Source organism: Cellulosimicrobium cellulans (assembly GCF_007679345.1).
In the GTDB taxonomy this organism is placed as follows: Bacteria; Actinomycetota; Actinomycetes; order Actinomycetales; family Cellulomonadaceae; genus Cellulomonas; species Cellulomonas cellulans_A.
This window is the reverse complement of sequence record NZ_VEGH01000003.1, coordinates 408411-431432: the sequence shown is the minus strand read 5'-3', so window position 1 is coordinate 431432 and position 23022 is coordinate 408411. Positions and strand designations below refer to the sequence as shown.

Genomic DNA, 23022 nt, shown 5'->3' with positions numbered 1-23022 from the left:
CCGGGCGCCCTGCGGCCCCCACCCGGGACCGCGGGACCCCGCACCGGGGCCCCGCGGGACGGGCACTACTCCTTCACAGCACCGGCGCTCTGGTTCATGATCCGCTTCTGGAACACGAAGAACAGCACGGCGACGGGGATGGTCATGATCGCCGCCGCGGCCAGCTTCAGCGGGTACTGCGTGCCTTGCGAGAGCTGCCCGGACGCCAGCTGGGCGACGCCCTTGGTGAGCGTGACCAGCTGCGGGTCCTGGGACGCGACGATGAAGTGCGACAGCTCGTTCCAGGAGCCCTGGAACGACAGGATCACGATGGTCACCAGCGCGGGCCGGGCCATCGGCAGCACGACGGACCAGAACACCCGGAAGGTCCCCGCGCCGTCCATGCGGGCGGCCTCCTCGACCGACGGCGGGATCGACTCGAAGAAGTTCTTCATGATGAAGATGCCGGCGGCGTCCGCGAGCAGCGGGATGATGAGCCCCGCGAACGAGTTGTAGATGCCGACCTGCTTGATCACGAGGAACTTCGGGATCAGCAGCACGACGTTCGGCACGGCCATGACCGCGACGAGCCCGGCGAACACGAGCCCGCGCCCCCGGAACCGCAGCCGCGCCAGGGCGTAGCCGGCGAGCGAGTTGATGAACACCCGCCCGATCGTCACGACGACGGTGACGATCGCCGAGTTCCGGAACCACAGCGGGAAGTCCGAGCGCAGGAACAGCCGCTCGTACGCCGCGGTGGACCAGGTCTGCGGGATCAGGGAGATCGCGTTCTGCGCGGCCTCGGCGTCGGTCTTGAACGACGTCGCCACCTGGATGAGGAACGGGTAGACGTACAGCAGCGCCAGGACGACGAGCACCGCGTAGGTGAACGACGTCGCGAGCATCCGGCGCCGGCTGCGGCGCGCCCGCGGGACGGCGCCGCCGGGCGCGCCCCGGGTCGCGCCCCGGGTGCCGCTGGTGACGGTGGCGCTGGTCATCGGTCGCTCCCGGTCGTCGAGGTGGAGGTCGTGGCGCCGGCACCGGGTCCGCCGGTGGTCCCGGCCGTCGCGGCGACGGCGGCCGGGGGAGCGGGCGGGGTCCGGTAGAAGCGCTTGCGCCGGGGCACCCCCCGCTCGCGCAGCACGACCCGCTGCAGGACGGTGAGCAGGACGATGATCCCGAACAGCACGAACGCGATCGCGGCGCCGCGGCCCCACTCGTTGTTCTGGAACGCCGCCGTGTACGACAGGTACGCCGGGGTGAGCGTGGTCTTCGCCGGGCCGCCCTGGGTGCCGGTGTAGATCTGGTCGAAGACCTGCCAGGTGCCGATGAGGCCGAGGGTCACCACGGTGAACACGGTCGGCTTCAGCATGGGCAGCGTGACGCGGAAGAACCGCTGCCGGGCGTTCGCCCCGTCCATGACCGCGGCCTCCTCGACCTCGGCGGAGACGGCCTGCAGCGCCGCGAGGAACAGCAGCATGAACGTGCCGGAGGTGGTGAAGATCGCCAGCAGGATGAACGCGGTCATCGCCACGGACGGGCCGGCGGCCCACTCCCACAGCGAGATGCCGAGGAACCCGTGCTGCGCCAGCGCGGCAGGCGCGGCGTCGACGCCGAGGGTGCCGAGCAGCACGTGGATCACGCCCTGCGGGTCGTTGAACCAGTTCGGCCCGGTGATCGACAGCTTCGCGAGGATCGCGTTGATGGTGCCGGAGGCGGAGAACAGGAACAGCCAGAGCACGGTGATGGCGACCGACGAGGTCACCGACGGGAAGTAGAACGCCGTCCGGAAGAAGCCCTTCCCGCGCAGCGCGGCGCGGTTGACCATCGTCGCGAGGAACAGGGCGAGCGCGGTCTGCAGCGGGACGACCAGCAGGACGTAGTACGCGTTGTTGCGCATCGCCGTGCCGAAGTCCTGGGTGGCCAGGCCGCCGCCGAGCAGCAGGCGCTCGTAGTTGTCGAGCCCGACGAACCCGACGTCCGACGACAACGGGCTGCCGCGGCCGGTCCAGTCGGACAGGCTGACCCAGAGCGCCATGAGCACGGGCACGACCAGGAACAGCCCCAGGATGACGAGCATCGGGGTGAGGAACAGCCACCCCGACGCGGCCTCGCGGCCCCGGGTGGACCCGGGGCCGCGACGCCGGCGGCGGAGCGGCACCGCCGCCTGTGTGGTCATCGGATCAGGACGCGTTCTCGTCGAGCACGGCCTGCAGGTTCGTCTGCACCGAGCCGAGGATCGCGGCCGGGTCGCCGGTCTTCAGGCCCTCGAGCTGGGCGTTGAAGTCGGTGATGACGTCCGCGGCCCCGCGGGCGTTGACGACGTTCTGCGCGAAGTCGGCCGAGTCGATGAACGCGGTCATCTCCGGGAACAGCTCCTTCCAGCCGTCCGCCGCGGACTGCACGGACGGCATGACGCCGAACGCCTCGGAGAACGCGAGCTGCTGGTCGGTGGCGGTCAGGTACTGCACCAGGTCGACGGCGTCGGACTGGCTGGTCGAGTCGGCGGCGACGCCCCAGCAGTTGGTGAACTGCAGGGTGCCCTGGCCGGCCGGGCCGGCCGGCAGCTCGACGACGCGGTAGTCGACGTCCGGGTAGTCGTTCTCCATGGCGCCGGTGATCCAGTTGCCCTCGATGGTCATCGCGGCCGCGCCGGTGCCGAACGCCTCGCCGCCCCAGCCGGTGCCGAGGTCGGCGGCGTAGGCCGCGGAGCCCGAGGCGAGCAGCTGCTGGACGTAGGTGAGGCCCTCGACGTTCTCGGCGGAGTCGGCGGTGGCCTCGGTCCCGTCCTCGCTGACCAGCGTGCCGCCGGCCTGGGCGAGGAACGCGCCGACGCGGGGGTACTCGCCGGAGAAGCCGAGGCCGACCTGGTCGCCGGTGGTGAGCTTCCCGGCCACGTCGGTCAGCTGGTCCCAGGTGGTCGGGACGTCGGCGTCGGTGAGGCCGGCGGCCTCCCACGCGGCGGTGTTGATGATGAGGCCGAGCGTGGAGAAGTCCTTCGGCGCGCAGACGAGCTCGTCGTCGTAGCTGAACTGCTCGACCAGCGACGGGTAGAAGTCGTCGGCGTCGTCCAGCTCCGAGCCGTACGGGTACAGCGAGCCGTTCGCGGCGTAGGTCTGGAACTGGTCGGCGCTCACGTAGAACACGTCGGCCGGGTCGCCCGAGGCGAAGCCCTGGCTGAGCTCCTGCGTGAGGTCGGACGCGACCTGCACGGTGGCGTCGACGCCGGACTCCTCGGACCAGGCGGCGACCGCGGCCTTGACCGCGTCGGTCTCGGCGTCGCCGGAGGAGCCGATGAGGATGCTGAGCGAGCCGCCGCCCTCGGTGGACGCGGCGTCGGCGCCGTCGTCCTCGAAGCCGGAGCCACCGCCGCAGGCGGACAGGGCGAGGACGCCGGCCGCGCCGACGGCGGTGGTGGCGAGGAGGCGCCGCCCTCGGGCGGGGATGCGGTGCTGCATGGGGGTTCTCTCCTTCAGGGGGTGGTGCACGGAGGGTCAGGGGGTGCGGCTGGACGCGCGCTCGACCAGGTGCGGGGCCAGCAGGACCTCGCGGCTGCGGGTGCCGCCGGTGCCGTCGAGCTGGTCGAGCAGGAGGTCGAGGGCGCGGTGCGCGGCCTCGGTGAGCGGCTGGGCCACGGAGGTGAGGCCGACGGCGGCGGCGACCGGAGTGTCGTCGAAGCCGACCACGGCGAGGGTGGTGCCCTGGCTGCGGGCCACGGTGAGCGCGCCGAGGGCGAGGGAGTCGGACGCGCAGACCACGGCGGTCGGCGCCGCGTCGGCGAGGACGCGCTCGGTGGCCTGGGCCCCGGCCGCGACGCCGTCGGGGACGCGGGCGTGCAGCCGGCGCAGCAGGGAGCCGTCGTGGCCGGCGTCGACCATCGCGGACGCCCAGCCGGCGGCGCGGTCCTCGCCGACGTCGGACCCGTCGGGCCAGCCGAGGTAGGCGATGCGCTCGTGGCCGAGGCGGCGCAGGTGGTCGACGGCGGCGCGGGTGCCGGCCGAGCCGTCGACGTCGACCCACGGGTGGGCGCCGGCGCCCTCGGGCCGCTCGCCCCACGGCCGGCCGAACGTCACGAACGGCACGTCGCGCTCGGCGAGCCAGGCGGCGCGCCGGTCGTCGCGGTGGGTGCTGGTGAGGACGAAGGCGTCGAGGTCGGCGGTGTCGAGCAGCTCGCTGTACTGGGCGATCTCGCGGTCGTCGTCCGGTGCGGTGAACAGCATCACGCGGTACCCGCGGGCCTGGGCGCTCTCGGTGAGGGCGTGCAGGAACCGGTCGAGCACCGCGCCGTTGATGCCGTCGTGCACCGGCTCGAGCCGCAGCCCCAGGACGCGGGACCGCCCGGTGCGCAGCTGGCGCGCGGCCGAGGACGGCCGGTAGCCGAGGGCGTCGATGGCGGCGCGGACGCGCTCGGTGGTGTCGGCGCGCACGAGGTGCGGCGCGTTGAGCACGTTGGACACCGTCTGGCGGGACACGCCGGCGCGCTGGGCGACGCTCTCCAGCGTCGGCCGCGTCGTGGCGTCCATGGGCGCTCCCTCGCGTCGCTCGGTGGGCATATGATCGTTCCAAGTCGCGATTGGAACGCTCAAACGGTTGCCCCTAGAGTTGCCAGCGCCCCCGGGCCTGTCAAGCCGGGCGGGGCCGCGGCCGGGTCACGATCCGGTCTCGGCGGCCCCGTCACCTGACCACCGCACGCCCCTCCCGAACGACGAGGTACCCATGGAGCTCCAGCCCCTGCTGCACGACCTGCTGGTCGCGGTCCACGCCCCCACGCAGGCGTGGTCGGACGCCGACGGCCAGATCGGCCTGGTGGACGGCCGCGGCGCCCAGGGCGTCTACCACGGCGATGTCCGCGTGCTGTCCGGCGCGCGGCTGACCGTCGGCGGCGCGGTGCCCGAGGCGGTCGCGTCGGGCGCGGACGGGCCGGGGCGGGCCCGCACGGTGCTGCTCGCCCGCTCCGTCGACGGCCCCGGCGCGGACCCGACGGCGCGGCTGGAGCGGCTGCGCGAGGTCGTGCCCGGCCGGGTGACGGAGACCCTGACGCTGTCCTGCTCGACCGCGGAGCCCGTGGCGGCGCGCCTCGAGATCGCCCTGCGCCCCGACGGGACGCCGATGGACTGGATCAAGTCGGGCGCGGCGGTGCAGGCGGCGCCGACCCCGGAGCGCACCGCGGACGGCGCGCGCTGGCAGGCCGACGCGGACGTGGCGGCGGTGCTGTCCGCGCCGGGTGCGGCCCTCGCGGTCGAGGCCGACGGCACGGTGCGGCTGGCCTGGGACCTGGAGGCGACGACCGGGGAGCCGGTCGCGGTCGCCTGGATCCTCGACGTCACGGACGCCGCCGGCCCGGTCACGGCGCCCCGCCGCGCGGAGCCCGAGTGGCAGCCGCTCGACGTCGAGGCCGCGGACCGCCGGCTGCCCGCCCTGCTCGACCAGGCCCTCGCCGATCTCGGCACGCTGCGCCTGAGCGCCCGGTTCGCGCCGGACGACGTGTTCCTGGCCGCGGGCGCCCCGTGGTTCTTCACCCTGTTCGGCCGGGACTCGCTCTGGGCCGCGCGCATGCTGCTGCCGCTCGGCACGGAGCTCGCGGCGGGCACGCTGCGCACGCTCGCGACGCTGCAGGGCACGAAGGTCGACCCCGCCACCGCCGAGCAGCCCGGCAAGATCCTGCACGAGGTGCGCCGCGCCGAGCTGTCGATGCCGGGCGAGGGCACCGTGCTGCCGCCGGTGTACTACGGCACGGTCGACGCGACGCCGCTGTGGGTCTGCCTGCTGCACGACGCCTGGCGCTGGGGCATGCCGGCGGACGAGGTCGAGGCGCTGCTGCCCGCGATGGAGCGCGCGCTGGCCTGGATGTCCGACCACGGCGACTCGGACGGCGACGGCTTCCTCGAGTACGCCGACGAGACCGGCTCCGGCCTGGCGAACCAGGGCTGGAAGGACTCGGGCGACTCGGTGCAGTGGAAGGCGGGCGGGCTCGCGACCGGCCCGATCGCCCTCGCCGAGGTGCAGGGCTACGCGCACGAGGCCGCCGTCGCCGGCGCGGCCCTGCTCGACGCGTTCGGCCGCGAGGGCGGGGACCGGTGGCGCGCCTGGGCCGCCGCGCTGGCCGAGCGGTTCCGTGCCTCGTTCTGGACGTCGGACGAGCGCGGCGCCTACCCCGGCATCGCGCTCGACGCGGACAAGCGCGTCGTCGACACGGTGACGTCGAACATCGGCCACCTGCTCGGCACCGGGATCCTGTCGGCCGAGGAGGAGGCGACGGTCGCCGCGCGGCTGGTGGGCCCCGACATGGACTCGGGCTACGGCCTGCGCACGATGTCGACGGAGTCGGCCGGCTACTGGGAGCTGCGCTACCACGGCGGCGCCGTGTGGCCGCACGACACCGCGATCGTCGTGCAGGGCCTGGCCCGCGCCGGGCACGCCCGGGAGGCGGCGGCGCTCGCGGAGGGGCTGCTCGCGGCGGCGCAGGACTTCGACCAGCGGCTGCCGGAGCTCTACGGCGGCGACACCCGCGGCACCGTGCCGCGCGCCGTGCCGTACCCGGCGGCGTGCCGCCCGCAGGCCTGGTCGGCCGCGGCGGCGGTGTCGGTGCTCGGGGCGGCGCTCGGGCTGGCCCCCGACGTGCCCGGCGGCCGGCTGACCGTGGCGCCGCCGGTGCCGTCGCCCCTCGGGGCGGTCGCCGTGCGCGGGCTCCGCCTGGGCGGCGCGCCGCTCGCGGTGCGGGTCGGCGCGGACGGCTCGGTGCAGGTCGAGGCCGAGGCCGACGTGGCGGTGCACCTGCGGTCCTGACGGCGCGCACGGCGCCGCCGCAGGGTCTCCTCGGGGTCGCACCCGGTCGTGGGCACGTCGCCCGCGCCCGGGGCGACCCCGCCCTTTAGGGTGGGGTCTTCTCGGACGCGAGCCGCGCGGACGACGGCGACGGGCGGTGGGACATGGGGCTGCTGGACCGCATCGGGTCCCCGGCCGACCTGCGCGCGCTGTCCGCGGGGCAGGTCCGGGCGCTGGCGGGGGAGATCCGCCGCTACCTGGTCGACCAGGTGTCCCGCACGGGCGGGCACCTGGGCCCGAACCTGGGCGTGGTCGAGCTGACGATCGCGCTGCACCGGGTGTTCGAGTCGCCGCGGGACACCCTGGTCTTCGACACCGGCCACCAGGCGTACGTGCACAAGCTGCTGACGGGCCGGCAGGACTTCGGCCGGCTGCGCAAGAGCGGCGGGCTGTCCGGCTACCCGAGCCGCGCGGAGTCCGAGCACGACGTGGTGGAGAACTCGCACGCGTCGACGGCGCTGTCGTGGGCGGACGGCATCGCGCGGGCGAACGCGCTGGCCGGGCGGGACGACCGGCACGTCGTGGCGGTGGTCGGCGACGGCGCGCTCACCGGCGGCATGGCCTGGGAGGCGCTGAACAACGTCGCCGACGGCTCGGACCGGCGGCTGGTGGTCGTGGTGAACGACAACGGCCGGTCCTACGCCCCCACGATCGGCGGGCTCGCGCTGCACCTGGACGCCCTGCGGACGACCCGCGGCTACGAGACGGTGCTGTCGTGGGGCAAGCAGGCGCTGAAGCGGTCCGGCCCGCCCGGGCGGATCGCGTACGACGCGCTGCACGGCCTGAAGAAGGGCATCAAGGACGTCGTCGCGCCGCAGGGGATGTTCGAGGACCTGGGGCTCAAGTACGTCGGTCCCGTCGACGGCCACGACGAGGCGGCGGTCGAGTTCGCGCTGCGCCGCGCGCGGTCGTTCGGCGGGCCGGTCATCGTGCACGTGATCACGGAGAAGGGCCGGGGTTACACGCCGGCGGAGCAGGACGTCGCCGACCGGTTCCACGCCGTCGGGCAGATCCACCCCGAGACCGGGCTGCCGGTGGCGCCGTCGCGGTTCGGCTGGACGGGGGTGTTCGCGGACGAGATCGTCCGGATCGGCCGCCGCCGCCCCGACGTCGTCGCGATCACCGCCGCGATGCTGCAGCCGGTGGGGCTCGCCCCGTTCGCCGAGGCGTTCCCGCGGCGCACCTTCGACGTCGGGATCGCGGAGCAGCACGCCGTGACGACCGCCGCCGGCATGGCGTTCGCGGGGCTGCACCCGGTGGTGGCGGTGTACGCGACGTTCCTCAACCGCGCGTTCGACCAGGTGCTGATGGACGTCGGCCTGCACCGCGCCGGCGTGACGTTCGTGCTCGACCGGGCCGGGCTCACCGGGGACGACGGCGCGTCGCACAACGGCGTGTGGGACCTCTCGCTGCTCGGCGTCGTCCCGGGGCTGCGGCTCGCGGCGCCGCGGGACGAGGAGACGATGCGGTCGGCGCTGCGCGCGGCGGTGGACGTGGACGACGCGCCCACGGTGGTGCGGTACCCGAAGGGGGCGCTGACCGAGGCGCTGCCCGCGGTCGACGACGTGGACGGCGTCGACGTGCTGGCGCGGCACGGCGGTGAGGCGGGCGGCCCGGACGGCGCGCGGTCGGTGCTGGTGTGCGGCGTCGGCGCGATGGCGCGCACGGCGCTCGCGCTGGGGGAGCTGCTGGCGCAGCACGGGCTGCGGGTGACGGTCGTCGACCCGCGGTGGGTGCTGCCGGTGCCGGCGGCGCTGGTGAAGCTGGTGGGCGAGCACGACCACGCGGTCACGATCGAGGACGGCGTCCGCGAGGGCGGCATCGGCTCGGCGGTCGGGCTGCGGGCGCGGGACGCCGGGATCGCGACGCCCGTGCAGGCGTTCGGCGTGCCCCGGCGGTACCTGGAGCACGCGAGCCGGGACGAGCTCCTGACCGGGCTGCGGCTGACCGCGCCGGACCTCGCGCGGGACGTGCTGGCGGCGCTCGGCGCCGCGTCCTGACCGGGGTCGCGGGGCCCGTTCCCGGGCCCTCGGTCCCCGACGTGAGCACCGTCACGCAACCCCTCCGGACCCTCGGCGAGGGGGCGGGACCTCGGTCCCAAGACATCCCATGACCTCGTGAATAGCGTCACGAGTACGACGCACTCAGCGAGGGAGCTTCAGATGTCCACCACCGCAGTACCCACGACCGGGTCCGACGCCACCGCGCCGGCCTGGGACGGTTTCGTCACCGGACCCTGGTGTGACGGGATCGACGTCCGCGACTTCATCCAGCGCAACTACACGCCGTACACCGGCGAGGCCGACTTCCTCGCCGGCCCCACGGAGCGCACCACCGGGATCTGGGCCAGGCTCAGCGAGATGTTCCCGGCCGAGCGGGCCAAGGGCGTCTACGACATCGACAACCACACCCCGTCGACGATCGTGTCGCACCCGGCCGGCTACATCGACCAGGAGAACGAGCTGATCGTCGGCCTGCAGACCGACGCCCCGCTCAAGCGCGCCATGATCCCCAACGGCGGGTGGCGCATGGTCGAGAAGAGCCTCGAGACCTACGGCTACGACGTCGACCCCGAGGTCGCCAAGATCTTCACCACGTACCGCAAGACGCACAACGACGGCGTCTTCGACGTGTACCCCCCGAACGTCCGGGCCGCGCGCTCGTCGCACATCATCACCGGCCTGCCCGACGCCTACGGCCGCGGCCGCATCATCGGCGACTACCGCCGCGTCGCGCTGTACGGCGTGGACGCGCTGATCGAGGCCAAGCGCCTCGAGCGGCACGAGATGGACATGGAGCCGTCGGTCGAGGACGTCATCCGCGACCGCGAGGAGAACGCGGAGCAGATCCGCGCGCTCGTCGAGCTCAAGCAGATGGCCGCGTCCTACGGCTACGACATCTCCAAGCCGGCGACCACCGCCCGCGAGGCCGTCCAGTGGCTGTACTTCGCCTACCTGGGCGCCGTGAAGGAGCAGAACGGCGCGGCGATGTCGCTGGGCCGCACCTCGACCTTCCTCGACGTGTACCTGCAGCGCGACCTCGCGTCGGGCGCGATCACCGAGGAGTTCGCGCAGGAGCTGATCGACGACTTCGTCATCAAGCTGCGCATCGTCCGGTTCCTGCGGACCCCCGAGTACGACCAGCTGTTCTCCGGCGACCCGACCTGGGTCACCGAGTCGATCGGCGGCATCGGCGAGGACGGGCGCCCGCTCGTCACCAAGTCGTCGTTCCGGTTCCTGCAGACGCTGTACAACGTCGGCCCGGCCCCGGAGCCGAACCTGACCGTGCTGTGGAGCAACCGGCTGCCCGAGGGCTTCAAGAAGTTCTGCGCGCAGGTCTCCATCGACACCTCCGCGATCCAGTACGAGTCCGACGACCTCATCCGCACCTCCTGGGGCGACGACGCGGCCATCGCCTGCTGCGTGTCCCCGATGCGGGTCGGCAAGCAGATGCAGTTCTTCGGCGCCCGCGTCAACATCGCCAAGGCGCTGCTGTACGCGATCAACGGCGGCCGCGACGAGGTGTCCGGCAAGCAGGTCGCGCCGGTGTCCGCGCCGGTCGAGGGCGACGTCCTCGACTACGAGGACGTGGCGGCGAAGTACGACAAGCTGCTCGACTGGCTGGCCGAGACCTACGTCGACGCGCTGAACTGCGTGCACTACATGCACGACAAGTACGCGTACGAGCGGCTCGAGATGGCGCTGCACGACCGCCAGATCCTCCGCACCATGGCCTGCGGTATCGCCGGCCTGTCGGTCGTCGCGGACTCGCTGTCGGCCATCAAGTACGCCAAGGTCACGCCGGTGCGCGACGAGGACGGCCTCGTCACGGACTACGTGATCGAGGGCGACTTCCCGAAGTACGGCAACGACGACGACCGCGCCGACGACATCGCCGTGGGCATCACCAAGGCGTTCATGGAGAAGATCCGGCAGCACAAGACCTACCGGAACTCCCTGCACACCCAGTCGGTGCTGACGATCACCTCGAACGTCGTCTACGGCAAGGCCACGGGCAACACCCCCGACGGCCGCCGCGCCGGCGAGCCGTTCGCCCCGGGCGCCAACCCGATGAACGGGCGCGACTCGCACGGCATGCTCGCCTCCGCGATGTCGGTCGCGAAGCTGCCGTACTCCGAGGCGATGGACGGCATCTCGCTCACCTCGACGGTCGTGCCCTCGGGCCTCGGCCGCACCAAGGAGGAGCAGGTGGCGAACCTGGTGGGCCTCATGGACGCGTACAACGTGTCCTCCGGCTACCACCTGAACGTCAACGTCCTGAACCGGGACACCCTCGAGGACGCCATGGAGCACCCCGAGAAGTACCCGCAGCTCACCATCCGGGTGTCGGGCTACGCCGTGAACTTCGTGCGGCTGACCCGTGAGCAGCAGCTCGACGTGCTGTCCCGGACGTTCCACGGCGGCGTCTGACGCCGACCGGCGACCGCCCGGCCCGGGGGAGGACCCGGGCCGGGCGGCCCGCCACCAGCAGGACCCGTACCACCCGCACCACCCAGCAGGACCCCGCGAGGAGGTCGCGACCATGAGCAGCAGCCAGACCGTCGTCGGCGAGGTCGGCGCCCCGGTGATCGAGCTCGGCCTGCCCGTCACGGGCGGCTCGCACGAGCGCTCGACGGCCGGCACGGCGGGCCTCGCGGTGAGCGACGCGGAGCGCAGCGAGAAGTTCGCGCAGATGCGTGCCGGCGAGCTCGGGTCGCTGCACTCCTGGGAGCTCGTCACCGCGGTCGACGGGCCCGGCACCCGGCTCACCACCTTCCTGGCCGGCTGCCCGCTGCGGTGCCTGTACTGCCACAACCCGGACACGATGGAGATGCGCCGGGGCGAGCCGGTGCTGGCCGAGGAGCTGCTGCGCCGGCTGGCGCGGTACGTCCCCGTGTTCGCGGTCTCCGGCGGCGGGCTCACGATCTCCGGCGGGGAGCCGCTCATGCAGCCGGCGTTCGTCGCACGGCTGCTGCGCGGGGCCAAGGAGCTCGGCGTGCACACCGCGATCGACACCTCCGGCTACCTCGGTGCGCACTGCTCGGACGCGATGCTCGCCGACATCGACCTGGTGCTGCTCGACGTGAAGTCGGGCATCCCCGAGACGTACAGGAAGACCACCGGGCGGGACCTGCAGCCGACGCTCGACTTCGGCCGCCGCGTCGCGGCGAGCGGCACCGAGATCTGGATCCGGTTCGTGCTCGTGCCCGGGCTCACCGACGCGCCGGAGAACGTCGACGCGGTCGCCGACTACGTCGCCTCGCTGTCCACGGTCAGCCGGGTCGAGGTGCTGCCGTTCCACCAGATGGGGCGGGACAAGTGGCAGAGCCTCGGCATGGCCTACGAGCTCGAGGACACCGAGCCGCCGAGCCCGGAGCTCGTGGCGCGGGTGCGGCAGCAGTTCCGGGACCGCGGGCTGACGGTGTTCTGAGCCGTCAGGCGACCGCCGCGCTCGCGTCGGCGACCCCGGGCGGGAGCAGCCGGCGCCCGAGCAGGCGCTCCGACCAGCCCGTGCGGTCCAGCCACGGGCAGATCCCGCCGAGGTGCGCGGGCCAGCCGGCGCCGAGCAGCATCGCCAGGTCGACCTGGTCCGCCGAGGGCACGACGCCCTCGTCCAGCAACGAGCCGATCTCCTCGGCCAGCCCCCGGGCGACGCGGTCGAGCACGGCGGCCTCCTGCTCGGCGCGCGTCCCGCCGGCCTCGGGCGCGCCGAACGCGTCCTGGATCGCCGGGTCCACGACGGCCAGACCCGCGGGGCCGGGCACGGCGACCCCGCGGCCCTGCTCGACCAACGCGTCCAGCCCCGGGGACAGCGGGTAGCGGTCGCCGAGCTCGTCGTGCAGCGTGACGAGGACGTGCCGGGCCACGGGCAGGCCGACGAGCTGCAGCAGCGCGAACGGGCTCATCGGCAGGCCGAGCGGACGCAGCGCGGCGTCCGCGGCCTCGACCGGCGTGCCGTCCTCGACGGCGCCCAGCACGTCGGCGAGCATCCGCAGCAGCACCCGGTTGACGACGAAGCCGGGCCGGTCGGTGGTGCGCACGACGGTCTTGCCCGCGCGACGCGCGACGTCGACCGCCGTGGCGAGCGACGCGGGGTCCGACGACGCCGTGGCGACGACCTCGACCAGCGGCATCTGCGCCACGGGGTTGAAGAAGTGCAGCCCGACGACCCGCTCCGGGTGCGCGAGGCCCTCGGCCATCGCGGTCACCGACAGGGCGGACGTGTTGGTGGCGAGCACGCAGTCCGGGCGGACCAGCGTCTCGAGCTCGGCGAACACCGCGCGCTTGACGTCGAGCACCTCGGTGACGGCCTCGATCACGAGGTCCGCGTCGGCGAGGTCGGCCAGGTCGGTGCCGACCCGGACGCCGTCGAGCAGGGCGCGGCCCGCGTCCTCGGGCAGCCGCCCGCGGGACACGGCGGACTCGACGAGGTCCCGCACGCGCTCGCGCCCGGCGGCGGCCCGGTCCTCGTCGACCTCGCGCATCGCCACGGGGACGCCGAGCCGCGACCCGAGCAGGACGGCGAGCTGGGCGGCCATGAGCCCGGCGCCGACGATGCCGACCCGGCGGACCTCGCGGGGCGCGGCGTCGCCCGCCTCGGTGCGGGCCGCGCGGCGCGCGCCCCGGCCGGTGAGCTCCGCGGCGTACAGGGCGGCGCGGGCCTCGTCGGACGCGAGCAGCCGGGACAGGGCGTCGTCCTCCGCGCGGAAGCCGGCCTCCCGGTCGCGGGAGCCCGCGCGGGCCAGCAGGTCCAGGACGTGCGCGTACGCCGGAGCGGCGCCGTGCAGCCGGGCGTCGAGGGTGGCGGCGGCGCGCGTGACCGGGTCCGGCTCGCCCGCCGGCACCGGGGGGACGTCGGCAGCGCGGCGGTCGGGGGAGCCGGCGCGCAGCACGCCGGCCGTCCAGGCGAGCGCCGACTGCTCGAAGCCCTCGACGGGGAGCACCGAGTCGACCAGACCGAGCTCCAGGGCCTGCTCGGCGCTGGTGAGGCGGTTGTTCGCGAGCGGGCGCAGCACGGCGAGGTCGACGGCGGCGGGCAGGCCGACCAGGCGGGGGAGCAGCCACGACCCGCCCCAGCCCGGCACGATCCCGAGCGACGCCTCGGGGAGCCCGATCGACCGGATCCCGGCGGCGGCGACCCGGTGGTCGCAGTGCAGGGCCAGCTCCAGGCCGCCGCCGAGCGCGTGCCCGGTGATCCACGCGAACGTCGGCACCGGCAGCTCGCCCAGCGGGCGGAGCGCGGCGTGCCCGGCCTCGGCGAGCGCCCGGGTCTGGTCCAGGCCGTCGAGGCGGCGCGCGACGGACAGGTCGGCGCCGGCGACGAAGCAGCCCGGGCGCCCGGTGACGGCCACGGCCGCGATCTCGCCGGCCTCGGCGCGGGCGCGCACGACGTCGAGGGCCTCGCGGAGGACGGTGAGGCCCCGCGGGCCGAGGGTCGTGGGGCGGCGCTCGTCGGTCGCGGTGAGCGTGAGGAGGGCCAGCACACCGGCGCCGTCCGGCAGCTCGACATCCCGGGTGGCGACGCGCAGGACGTGGTCGTCGGCCTCGGCGGGGAGGTCGCGGAGCGCTCCGGCCGTGTCGGGCGCGGGGGTGGCGCCGGGCGTCGACGCGGCGCCGGGTGCGGCGGGCTCGCCGGACGCGGCTGCTCCGGGCGCGGCGGGGTCGCGCGGGGCGGACGACGGGGACGGCTCGGTGGCGGCGTGGCGCATGCGGCACTCCCTGGGGACGACGGTGTCCGGTCGGAACACCGTGACCCTAGTCGCGCCGGTGCCCGCTGTCGCGGCGCCGGGGCGACGGCGCGCCGCGGCCCCGCAGGTCAGCCGCGCGGGCTGCTCCGCCGGGGGCGGGGCGTCGGCCGACCGGCCGCGCCGCGCGGCGTCGGGTGCGGACCCGATCGCCGAGCGAGCACGCGACACGTCGAGCGAGTAGTCGGCGGGTGCTCGCTCGACGTGTCGGTTGCCCGCTCGGCGCGGCACGCGGCACGCGGCACGCGGGCGCGCGCGGCACGCGGGCGCACGTGGGCCACGCGGGTGCGGCCGGGCGGCGCGCCCGCCGGGGCCCGCCGGAGCGGGGGGCGGTCAGGCCGGGGTCGCCACCGCGGCGAACGCGTCCGCCAGGCGCGGCGCCAGCAGCCCGATCTGCCACGGGCGCGCGCCGCCGGCGGCCAGCCGCTCGGCGAGGTGCTGCTCGTCGGCCGGGGTCGGCGGGGCCCAGCACACCCGGCGCAGCAGGTCGGGCTGCAGCAGGTTCTCGGCGGGGACCGTGTGCGTCTCGGACAGCTCGGCGACGACGGCGCGCGCCGCGGTGAGCCGGGCGGCGGCCGCCGGGTCGCGGTCGGCCCAGGCCCGGGGCGGCGGCGGGGCGTCGGTGCGGGGCCCGCGGCTGCTGGGCAGCTGGTCCTCGGGCAGCTGCAGGCCGGTGTCGATCGCGCGCTGCCAGAGCGCGGCGCGGCGCCGGGTGCCCTTGCCGGAGAACTGCGGCAGCGCGACCAGCTGCGGCACGGAGCGCGGGAGCGCCTGGGCGGCGGCGACGATCGCGGCGTCCGGCAGGACGCGGCCGGGGGAGATGTCCCGCTGCCGGGCGTTCTCGTCGCGGGTCTCCCACAGCGAGCGCACGACGGCGAGCCGGCGCGGGTCGCGGATCGCGTGCACGCCCGACACCCGGCGCCACGGCTCGACCCGGGGCGCGGGCGGCGGGGCGAGGCGCACGGCCTCGAACTCCTCGGCGGCCCACTGGGCCTTGCCGGCGAGAGCCAGCCGCTCGGCGAGGACCTCGCGGAGCTCGACCAGCACCTCGACGTCGAGCGCGGCGTACCGGAGCCACTGCTCGGGCAGCGGGCGGGTGGACCAGTCGACCGCGGAGTGCTCCTTGGCCAGGCCGAGGCCGAGCAGCTCGGCGACGACGGCGGCGAGGCCGACGCGCTCCAGGCCCAGCAGCCGGGCGCCGAGCTCGGTGTCGAAGACGCGCGAGGGGCGCATGCCCTGCTCGGCGAGGGCGCCGAGGTCCTGGGACGCGGCGTGCAGCACCCACTCGACGCCGACCAGGGCGTCGGACAGCGGGGACAGGTCGGGCACGGCGACCGGGTCGATGAGCGCGGTCCCCGCGCCCTCGCGGCGCACCTGCACCAGGTAGTTGTGCTGGCCGTAGCGGTAGCCGGACGCGCGCTCGGCGTCGACGGCCACGGGGCCGGTGCCCGCGCCGAACGCCTCGACCACCCGGGCGAAGGCCTCGGGGGTGTCGACGACGGCGGGCACGCCCTCGGCGGGCTCGGTCAGGGGCACGACGGCGGCGGGCGCGGCGGGCGCCGCGGTCTCCGTCGCGTCGGCGGGCTGCTCGTGGTCGGCGCCGGCCGGGGCGCTCGTCTCCTCGGCCGGGGTACCGGCCGGGTGCGGGACTGACTGCATGGGACAACCGTAGGCCGTCGGGGCGCCGCTCCCGTCCCGGCGCGCAGGCGCGAGGTCCGGCACGGCCCGGGTCCTCAGGCGAGCAGACCGGTGCGGATGGAGATGGCGACCAGGGCGGCGCGGTCGCCGGTGCCGAGCTTGCGCGAGATGCGTGCCAGGTGGCTCTTGACGGTCAGCGCGGAGAGCCCGAGCTCGTCGCCGATCGCGCGGTTGCTGAAACCGTCGGCGACCAGGCGCAGCACGCTGAGCTCGCGGGAGGTCAGATCGGGTCGGGTGCGCGCGAACGGCGACGGCACGGCGCCGGCGGCTGATCCGGGCGGGCCGACGGTCGCGTTCGGCTCGGTGGCGACGGCGCCCCGCAGGCCGCCGGTCAGCAGACCGACCAGGTCACGGCGCCCGGCGCGGCGGGCGAGCAGGATGACCCGCCCGGAGCCGCGGCGCCGCAGGTTCCGCACGAGGGTCTGGCCCTCGCCCTCGCCGAGCTCGGTGACCACGACGCACATCTGGCCGAGGGGACGACGGCGCGGGTCGGTGCCGGTGCCGGTGCCGGCCGAACCGGGGCGGCGCGCCTGCGTGGCGACCGCTCCCGCCCGGGCGCCCGGGACGCCCGGCGCCAGGCCGGTGCCTCGTCGAATCGGCTCGATGCTCACTGCGGTGCCCCCTTGACGGTCCAACACTTGCCCCCTCTATCGACCCGTCGCCCCGGTGTCTTGAGCAGATCGGGTGACATCGTGACCCGCTCGTGACCCGGTTGTCACGGGTGGTGGCACCGCACCGGCGCCCGGGCGACGCGCCCGGCCCCCGCGGTCAGTGCCGCGGTCCCAGGGCGACCACGCCGTCGGGCAGCGGCGGCAGCCCGGCGACGGTGCACAGCAGGGTGCCCCACGCGCGCAGGTGCGGGGCCAGGTCCTCGTCGCGGGCCGTCCAGGACGCGCGCAGCTCCAGCTCGCAGAGCTCCGGGCGCTCGTCCAGGGCGCCGAACGACTGCGACAGCACGCGCGTGACCGTGCCGCCGGCGGCGCGGGCGTCGACCCCCGCGGACGCGAGGGCGTCGGAGAACCAGCTCCACGCGACCTCGGCGAGCAGCGGGTCCTGGCCGACCTCGGGCTCGAGCGTCGCGCGCACGAGCGTCACCAGCCGGAACGCGCCGTCCCAGGCCTCCTGCCCGGCGGGGTCGTGCAGGACGACGAACCGGCCGGAGGCGAGCTCGTCGGCGTCGGGGTCCCGTCGGGTGCTGCGCACGTCGGCGACGAGGGCGGCGGTGTACGGCGCGATCCGCGCGGGGCCGGGGGCCTCCTCGAGGGACACCTCGGGTCGCAGCGTCACGCCCCGCAGCGACCGCAGGGCGCGCAGGAACTCCGGTGGCGCGTCGCGGGGGCCGGTGCTCACAGCGCCGAGCGTAGGGGCGACCCTCTCGACCGGTGGGCGCGGCACGCCGGGCGACCACGCCCCGGACTAGGGTGAACCTGCCCTGGCACCGCTTCGAAGGAGCACCCGCGCATGTCTGCACCCGCCGCACAGATCGGCGTCACCGGCCTGGCCGTGATGGGCCGCAACCTCGCCCGCAACCTGGCCCGGCACGGCTACACCGTCGCGGTGCACAACCGCTCGCAGGCGAAGACCGACTCGCTGATCGCCGACCACGGCGACGAGGGCACCTTCGTGCCGTCGGTGACGACCGAGGAGTTCGTGGCGTCGCTGGAGCGGCCGCGCAAGGTGATCATCATGGTCAAGGCCGGTGCCGCGACCGACGCGGTCATCGAGGAGCTGGTGCCGCTGCTCGACGAGGGCGACATCGTCATCGACGCGGGCAACGCGCACTTCCCGGACACCCGCCGCCGCGAGGCGGCGCTGCGCGAGAAGGGCCTGCACTTCGTGGGCACCGGCGTCTCGGGCGGCGAGGAGGGCGCGCTCAACGGCCCGTCGATCATGCCGGGCGGCTCGCGCGAGTCGTACGCGGTGCTGGGCCCGATCCTCGAGGACATCTCCGCCAAGGTCGACGGCACCCCGTGCTGCACCTACGTCGGCCCCGACGGCGCCGGCCACTTCGTCAAGATGGTGCACAACGGCATCGAGTACGCCGACATGCAGCTGATCGCCGAGGCGTACGACCTGCTGAAGCAGGGCCTGGGCGCCTCCGCCGCGGAGATCGCCGACATCTTCCGCACCTGGAACGAGGGCGACCTCGAGTCCTTCCTCATCGAGATCACCGCCGAGGTGCTGTCCCAGGTCGACGCCGAGACCGGGTCCGCGTTCGTGGACGTGGTCCTCGACCAGGCCGAGCAGAAGGGCACCGGCCGCTGGACGGTGCAGAACGGCCTGGACCTGGGCGTGCCGATCACCGGCATCGCGGAGGCCACGTTCGCCCGCGCGCTGTCCGGCTCGGTCCCGCAGCGCACCGCCGCCCGCGGCACGCTCCCCGCGCACGCCGGCGCCTTCGAGGTCACCGACCGCGACGCGTTCATCGAGGACGTCCGCCTGGCGCTGTACGCGTCCAAGGTCGTCGCGTACTCGCAGGGCTTCGACCAGATCGCCGCGGCCTCGGCCGAGAACGGCTGGGACATCGACCGCGGCGCGATGGCGCGCATCTGGCGCGGCGGCTGCATCATCCGCGCCCGGTTCCTCAACCGGATCACCGAGGCGTACGAGCGCGACGGGGACCTGCCGCTGCTGCTCGCCGACGAGTACTTCACCGGCGCGGTCGGCAACGGCGTGGCCGCGTGGCGCCGGGTCGTGGCCCAGGCCGCGCTGGCCGGCGTGCCGACCCCGGCGTTCTCCTCCTCGCTGTCGTACTACGACGGCGTGCGGGCCGAGCGGCTGCCGGCGGCGCTGATCCAGGCGCAGCGCGACTTCTTCGGGGCGCACACCTACAAGCGCGTCGACAAGGACGGCACGTTCCACACCGAGTGGTCCGGCGACCGCGCCGAGCACGAGGCGTGAGCGCGGCGACGCCGGCGCCGGGCGCTCAGGGGCTGCGCGACCTGCAGCCCGTCATGCTCGGCGCCGACATCGGCGTGTACGCGCTGGCGCGCGCGTTCCACGAGGCGTACGGGGTCCGGTCGATCGTGGTCAGCGGGGCGGCCCTCGGGCCGGTCGCCGACTCGCGGATCGTGGACAACCGGCTCGTCGCGGACGGGCACGACCCGCGCCAGCTGGTCGACGCCGTGCTGAAGGTGGCCCGCGAGCAGGCCGGGAAGCGGCTGGTGCTGCTGGCGAACTCGGACTGGCTGGTCCGGGTCGTCGTCCAGCACCGCGCGGAGCTCGAGCCGCACTACGTGGTGCCGTTCCTCGACGAGGACCTGATGGACCGGCTGTCGGACAAGGCGACGTTCGCCGAGATCGCGACGGACCTCGGCCTCGCCGTCCCGCGGACGATCGTCCAGGACTTCGCGCTCGCGGACGACCCGGCCTGGGCGCCGGTCCCCGTGGACGTCGGCTACCCGCTGATCGCCAAGGCGGCCAGCAGCGCCGACTACCAGGAGGTCGAGTTCCCGGGGAAGAAGAAGGTCTTCGAGATCGCCTCGGCCGACGAGCTCGACGCGCTGTGGGTCTCGCTCAAGGCCGCCGGGTTCCGGGGCCGGTTCGTCGTCCAGGAGCTGGTGCCGGGCGACGACACCCAGATGCGGTCGATCACGGCGTACGTGGACTCCCGCGGCTCGATCACGCTGCTGGCCTCCGCGCACGTGCTGCTCGAGGAGCACACGCCGTCCGGCCTGGGCAACCCGGCCGCGATGGTCGTGACCCGGGAGCAGGGGATGCTCGACCAGGCGGCGGCGTTCCTGCGCGGCGTGGGTTACGTCGGGTTCGCGAACTTCGACGTGAAGGTCGACCCGCGCGACGGGTCGTTCCGGTTCTTCGAGGTCAACCCCCGCATCGGCCGGAACAACTACTACGTGACGGCCGCCGGGGCGAACGTGGCACGGTTCCTGGTCGAGGACCGGGTGCTGGACCGCGCGGTCGAGCCGGTCGTGGTCGACACCGAGGTGCTGTACTCGATCCTGCCGCACCGGCTGCTGCTGCGGTACGTCCTGGACCCGGCGCTGGCCGGGAAGGTGCGCGGGCTGATCCGGGCCGGGCGGGTGGCGCACCCGCTGCGGTACCGCCGCGACGCCGGGCTCAAGCGGCGCTGGTACGTGCTGGCCGCGGGGCTGAACCAGGTGCGCAAGTTCCGCCGGTACTACCCGGAGCCGACGAGCACGGGGTTCTGACCCCGCACGGCCCGCGCCACGACGCACGACGGCCGGTGCCCCCGAGCGGGGCACCGGCCGTCGTGCGTCCGGGGGCGGGAGGTGTCAGCCCAGCTCGGACGTCCCCGAGTACAGGTGCAGCACCGGCACGTGCAGCTCCTCACGGGCGCGGGACGCCCAGTCGCGGTGGAACGTGTCCTCCAGCGCGTGCGGGTAGGTCACGACGACCACCTCGCGGGCGCCCTCGGACGCCACGGCGGCGCGCAGCGCGGGCAGCGGGTCGTCGTCGACGACCGTGCCGGACGCGCTGACGCCGGCCTCGGCGAACGCGGCGAGGCTGTCGGCGAGCTGCTCGGCGGCGTCGGCGGTGGCCTCGGTCGGCTCCGGCTCCCGGCCCAGGACGGTGTCGAGCGCCTCGCGGAGCTCGCCCATGCTGAGCTGGTCGACGAGCGACACGAGCACGTTGCGCTCGGTGTCGGCGGGGACGAGCACGCGGTACTGCAGCTGCTCGCCGTCGTGCAGCGAGACGATCTGCGCGACGTCGGCGGCGGCGAGGGTGTCCTCCGTGAGGACCAGGATCGTGTCGGTCACGGCTCGACCCTAGCGGGCGTCGGCGCTGCTCACCCGGTCGGGCGGCCGCGCGCCGCGGGGTCAGCCGGTCGCGCCGAGCACCCAGCGGCCGAGCAGCATCCCGTCGCTGTGCAGCAGGTGGGCCGGGCGGGCCGGCAGCGGGTCGAGCCACTCGGGGCCCTGCACGGCGCGCAGGCCCGGCCCGCCGACGACCAGCGGGCTCGTCGTGAGGCAGAGCTCGTCCACCAGCCCGGCCTGCACGAGGTCGGTGAGCAGCCGCGGGCCGCCCTCGGCGAGCACGCGGGTCAGGCCGCGGTCGGCCAGCGTGGCGAGCGCCGCGGCGAGGTCCACGTCGTGGTCGCCGGCCACCAGGACCCGGTCGTCGCCCAGCTCCGCGCGCAGGTCGGCGAGCCGCGGGTTCGCGGCGACGGTGACGACGTACGGCGGCCGGTCGGTCCCGCGCAGGCCCTCGGGCAGCTCACCGGACGCCGTGACGAGGGCGAGCTCCAGGTCGGGCGCCTGGCCGCGGGCGGCGCGGGCGGCCCGCAGGTCGGCGGGGACCGCGAGCGGCGTGTAGTGCTCGGCCCGGGCGGTCCCTGCGCCGACCAGCACTACGTCGGCCACCGCGCGCATCACCCGGAACACCCGCCAGTCCGCCGGGCCGTTGATGCTGCGGGACCGGCCGTCGGGGCCCTGGGCCGAGCCGTCGACGGTGGCGATCATGTTCGCCCGCACGGCCGCGGGCCGGCCGGGCGCGGGGGCCGGGTGCGCGTACAGGTCGTGCAGCGCGGGCTCGCCGGCCTCGGGGGCCAGGGTCGCGCCGGCGCGGTCGAGGGGCAGCAGCACGTCCAGGGGCGGGAGCTCGCGGGGCATGGCGGTCAGGCTAGTCGTAGGCTGTGCGGCCGTGAGCCCCAGCCCCGCCACGCCGACGACGGCCAGCCTGACCTCCCGGCGCCCCGACGTCGGCCGCGACCGCCTGCTGGCGGAGCGCGTCCCGCCGCCGCACTTCGCCGGCGAGTCCTTCGACACCTACCGGCCCGACCCGGAGTACCCGAGCCAGGCCGCCGCGGTGGCCCGGCTGCGCGAGGTCGCGGCCACGCTGACGGGAGCGAGCGGCTCCGGGGGCCTGCTGAGCCGGCTGCGGCGCAGGCCCGCCGCGGTACCCGCGGTGTACCTCGACGGCGGGTTCGGCGTCGGCAAGACCCACCTGCTGGCGTCGCTGGCCGCGGCCGTGGGCCCGGAGGCGGCGGCGTACGGCACGTTCGTCGAGTGGACCAACCTGGTCGGCGCCCTCGGGTTCCGGCCGACCGTCGACGCGCTGGCCACCCGGAAGCTCGTCTGCATCGACGAGTTCGAGCTCGACGACCCGGGCGACACCGTGCTGATGTCCCGGCTGCTGCGCGAGCTCACCGACCGGGGGGTCGCGCTCGCGGCCACGTCGAACACCCTGCCCGAGTCGCTCGGCGAGGGCCGGTTCGCGGCCGACGACTTCCTGCGGGAGATCCAGGACCTGTCCGACCGGTTCGAGGTGCTGCGGATCGACGGCCAGGACTACCGGCGGCGCGAGGCGGTCACCGACGCGCCCGGCCTGGACGACGACGCGGTGCGGGCCGCGGTCGCGGGTGCGCCGGGCGCGACGCTGGACGACTTCGGCGACCTCCTGGCGCACCTGTCGACCGTGCACGCCTCGCGCTACGGGGCGCTGCTGGACGGGGTCGGGCTCGTCGGGCTGACCGGGGTCGGGCCGGTGCCGGACCAGGACGTCGCGCTGCGGCTGGTGTCGCTGGTGGACCGGCTGTACGACCGGGACGTGCCGGTGCTGCTCGGCGGCGCGGGGGAGTCGGTGCTGTTCACCGAGCAGATGCTCGCGGGCGGGTACCGGAAGAAGTACTACCGCGCGCTGTCCCGCCTGGGCGCGCTGGCCGAGCGCGGCCGCCAGGAGGCCGCGGCCCGCGCCTGACCGGCCGGGCCGCGCGCCCGCCCCTCCCACGTGCCGAATGGATCCCTTCGCACCGACACGGGCGGGCGTGTCGGTGCGAAGGGATCCATTCGGCGGAT

The 23022-nt window shown here is 75.1% G+C and carries 17 protein-coding genes; 7 read left to right on the top strand and 10 right to left on the bottom strand.

The window, feature by feature from the left end:
* Positions 1 to 65: 65 nt before the first annotated feature.
* From FS882_RS06430 to FS882_RS06415, 4 genes are read right to left on the bottom strand one after another with little or no spacing between them, the layout of a single operon-like run.
* Positions 66 to 977: a carbohydrate ABC transporter permease gene (locus FS882_RS06430; RefSeq protein WP_158372013.1), complete on the bottom strand. Its 912-nt coding sequence runs from the start codon at positions 975 to 977 to the stop codon at positions 66 to 68.
* Entirely contained in the window at positions 974 to 2158 is a 1185-nt protein-coding gene (locus FS882_RS06425) for a carbohydrate ABC transporter permease (RefSeq protein ID WP_158372011.1), read from the bottom strand. Before FS882_RS06425 ends, FS882_RS06430 begins: the two co-directional genes overlap by 4 nt.
* Before the next feature lie 4 nt (positions 2159 to 2162).
* On the bottom strand, positions 2163 to 3437 hold the full coding sequence (locus FS882_RS06420; protein WP_158372009.1) for an extracellular solute-binding protein: 1275 nt from the start codon (positions 3435 to 3437) through the stop codon (positions 2163 to 2165).
* Positions 3438 to 3473: 36 nt separating this feature from the next.
* The gene (locus FS882_RS06415; protein WP_158372007.1) at positions 3474 to 4502 is read right to left on the bottom strand and encodes a LacI family DNA-binding transcriptional regulator; all 1029 of its coding nucleotides are present in this window, start codon (positions 4500 to 4502) and stop codon (positions 3474 to 3476) included.
* 193 nt (positions 4503 to 4695) lie between these two features.
* Between FS882_RS06415 and FS882_RS06410 the strand changes: the two genes are divergently transcribed.
* The 4 genes from FS882_RS06410 (at position 4696) to pflA (ending at position 12234) form a co-directional block, all read left to right on the top strand.
* Entirely contained in the window at positions 4696 to 6765 is a 2070-nt protein-coding gene (locus tag FS882_RS06410) for a glycogen debranching N-terminal domain-containing protein (protein WP_158372005.1), read from the top strand.
* Between the two features lie 143 nt (positions 6766 to 6908).
* A complete protein-coding gene (dxs, locus tag FS882_RS06405; RefSeq protein ID WP_158372003.1) occupies positions 6909 to 8804 on the top strand; it encodes a 1-deoxy-D-xylulose-5-phosphate synthase in 1896 nt (631 codons plus the stop codon).
* 162 nt (positions 8805 to 8966) lie between these two features.
* On the top strand, positions 8967 to 11234 hold the full coding sequence (gene pflB, locus FS882_RS06400) for a formate C-acetyltransferase (RefSeq protein WP_158372001.1): 2268 nt from the start codon (positions 8967 to 8969) through the stop codon (positions 11232 to 11234).
* Between the two features lie 112 nt (positions 11235 to 11346).
* Positions 11347 to 12234 carry a pyruvate formate-lyase-activating protein gene (pflA, locus tag FS882_RS06395; RefSeq protein WP_158371999.1) on the top strand — a complete coding sequence of 296 codons (888 nt, stop codon included), beginning with the start codon at positions 11347 to 11349 and terminating at the stop codon, positions 12232 to 12234.
* Between the two features lie 4 nt (positions 12235 to 12238).
* Here the strand turns inward: pflA and FS882_RS06390 are convergent, their stop codons facing one another.
* From FS882_RS06390 to FS882_RS06375, 4 genes are all read right to left on the bottom strand, one after another.
* Positions 12239 to 14512 (bottom strand): 3-hydroxyacyl-CoA dehydrogenase NAD-binding domain-containing protein, encoded by a 2274-nt coding sequence (locus tag FS882_RS06390; protein ID WP_187365158.1) that lies wholly within the window; start codon positions 14510 to 14512, stop codon positions 12239 to 12241.
* A 369-nt stretch (positions 14513 to 14881) separates the two neighbouring features.
* Positions 14882 to 16207 carry an HRDC domain-containing protein gene (locus tag FS882_RS06385; RefSeq protein ID WP_158371997.1) on the bottom strand — a complete coding sequence of 442 codons (1326 nt, stop codon included), beginning with the start codon at positions 16205 to 16207 and terminating at the stop codon, positions 14882 to 14884.
* 74 nt (positions 16208 to 16281) lie between these two features.
* On the bottom strand, positions 16282 to 16857 hold the full coding sequence (locus FS882_RS06380) for a response regulator transcription factor (RefSeq protein WP_262348102.1): 576 nt from the start codon (positions 16855 to 16857) through the stop codon (positions 16282 to 16284).
* Between the two features lie 157 nt (positions 16858 to 17014).
* A complete protein-coding gene (locus tag FS882_RS06375) occupies positions 17015 to 17596 on the bottom strand; it encodes a DUF3000 domain-containing protein (protein WP_158371995.1) in 582 nt (193 codons plus the stop codon).
* Positions 17597 to 17707: 111 nt separating this feature from the next.
* Between FS882_RS06375 and gndA the strand changes: the two genes are divergently transcribed.
* Complete coding sequence (gndA, locus tag FS882_RS06370) at positions 17708 to 19147, top strand: NADP-dependent phosphogluconate dehydrogenase (protein ID WP_158371993.1); 1440 nt, start codon at positions 17708 to 17710, stop codon at positions 19145 to 19147.
* Positions 19144 to 20415 carry a hypothetical protein gene (locus FS882_RS06365; protein ID WP_316043623.1) on the top strand — a complete coding sequence of 424 codons (1272 nt, stop codon included), beginning with the start codon at positions 19144 to 19146 and terminating at the stop codon, positions 20413 to 20415. Before gndA ends, FS882_RS06365 begins: the two co-directional genes overlap by 4 nt.
* A gap of 84 nt (positions 20416 to 20499) precedes the next feature.
* On the opposite strand, the gene FS882_RS06360 is transcribed toward FS882_RS06365, so the two are convergent.
* Positions 20500 to 20985, bottom strand: coding sequence for a hypothetical protein (locus FS882_RS06360; protein WP_158371991.1), 486 nt, complete (start codon positions 20983 to 20985; stop codon positions 20500 to 20502).
* Between the two features lie 60 nt (positions 20986 to 21045).
* Positions 21046 to 21837: a dihydrofolate reductase family protein gene (locus FS882_RS06355; protein ID WP_158371989.1), complete on the bottom strand. Its 792-nt coding sequence runs from the start codon at positions 21835 to 21837 to the stop codon at positions 21046 to 21048.
* Between the two features lie 31 nt (positions 21838 to 21868).
* Between FS882_RS06355 and zapE the strand changes: the two genes are divergently transcribed.
* On the top strand, positions 21869 to 22924 hold the full coding sequence (zapE, locus tag FS882_RS06350) for a cell division protein ZapE (RefSeq protein WP_262348101.1): 1056 nt from the start codon (positions 21869 to 21871) through the stop codon (positions 22922 to 22924).
* Positions 22925 to 23022: the final 98 nt, after the last annotated feature.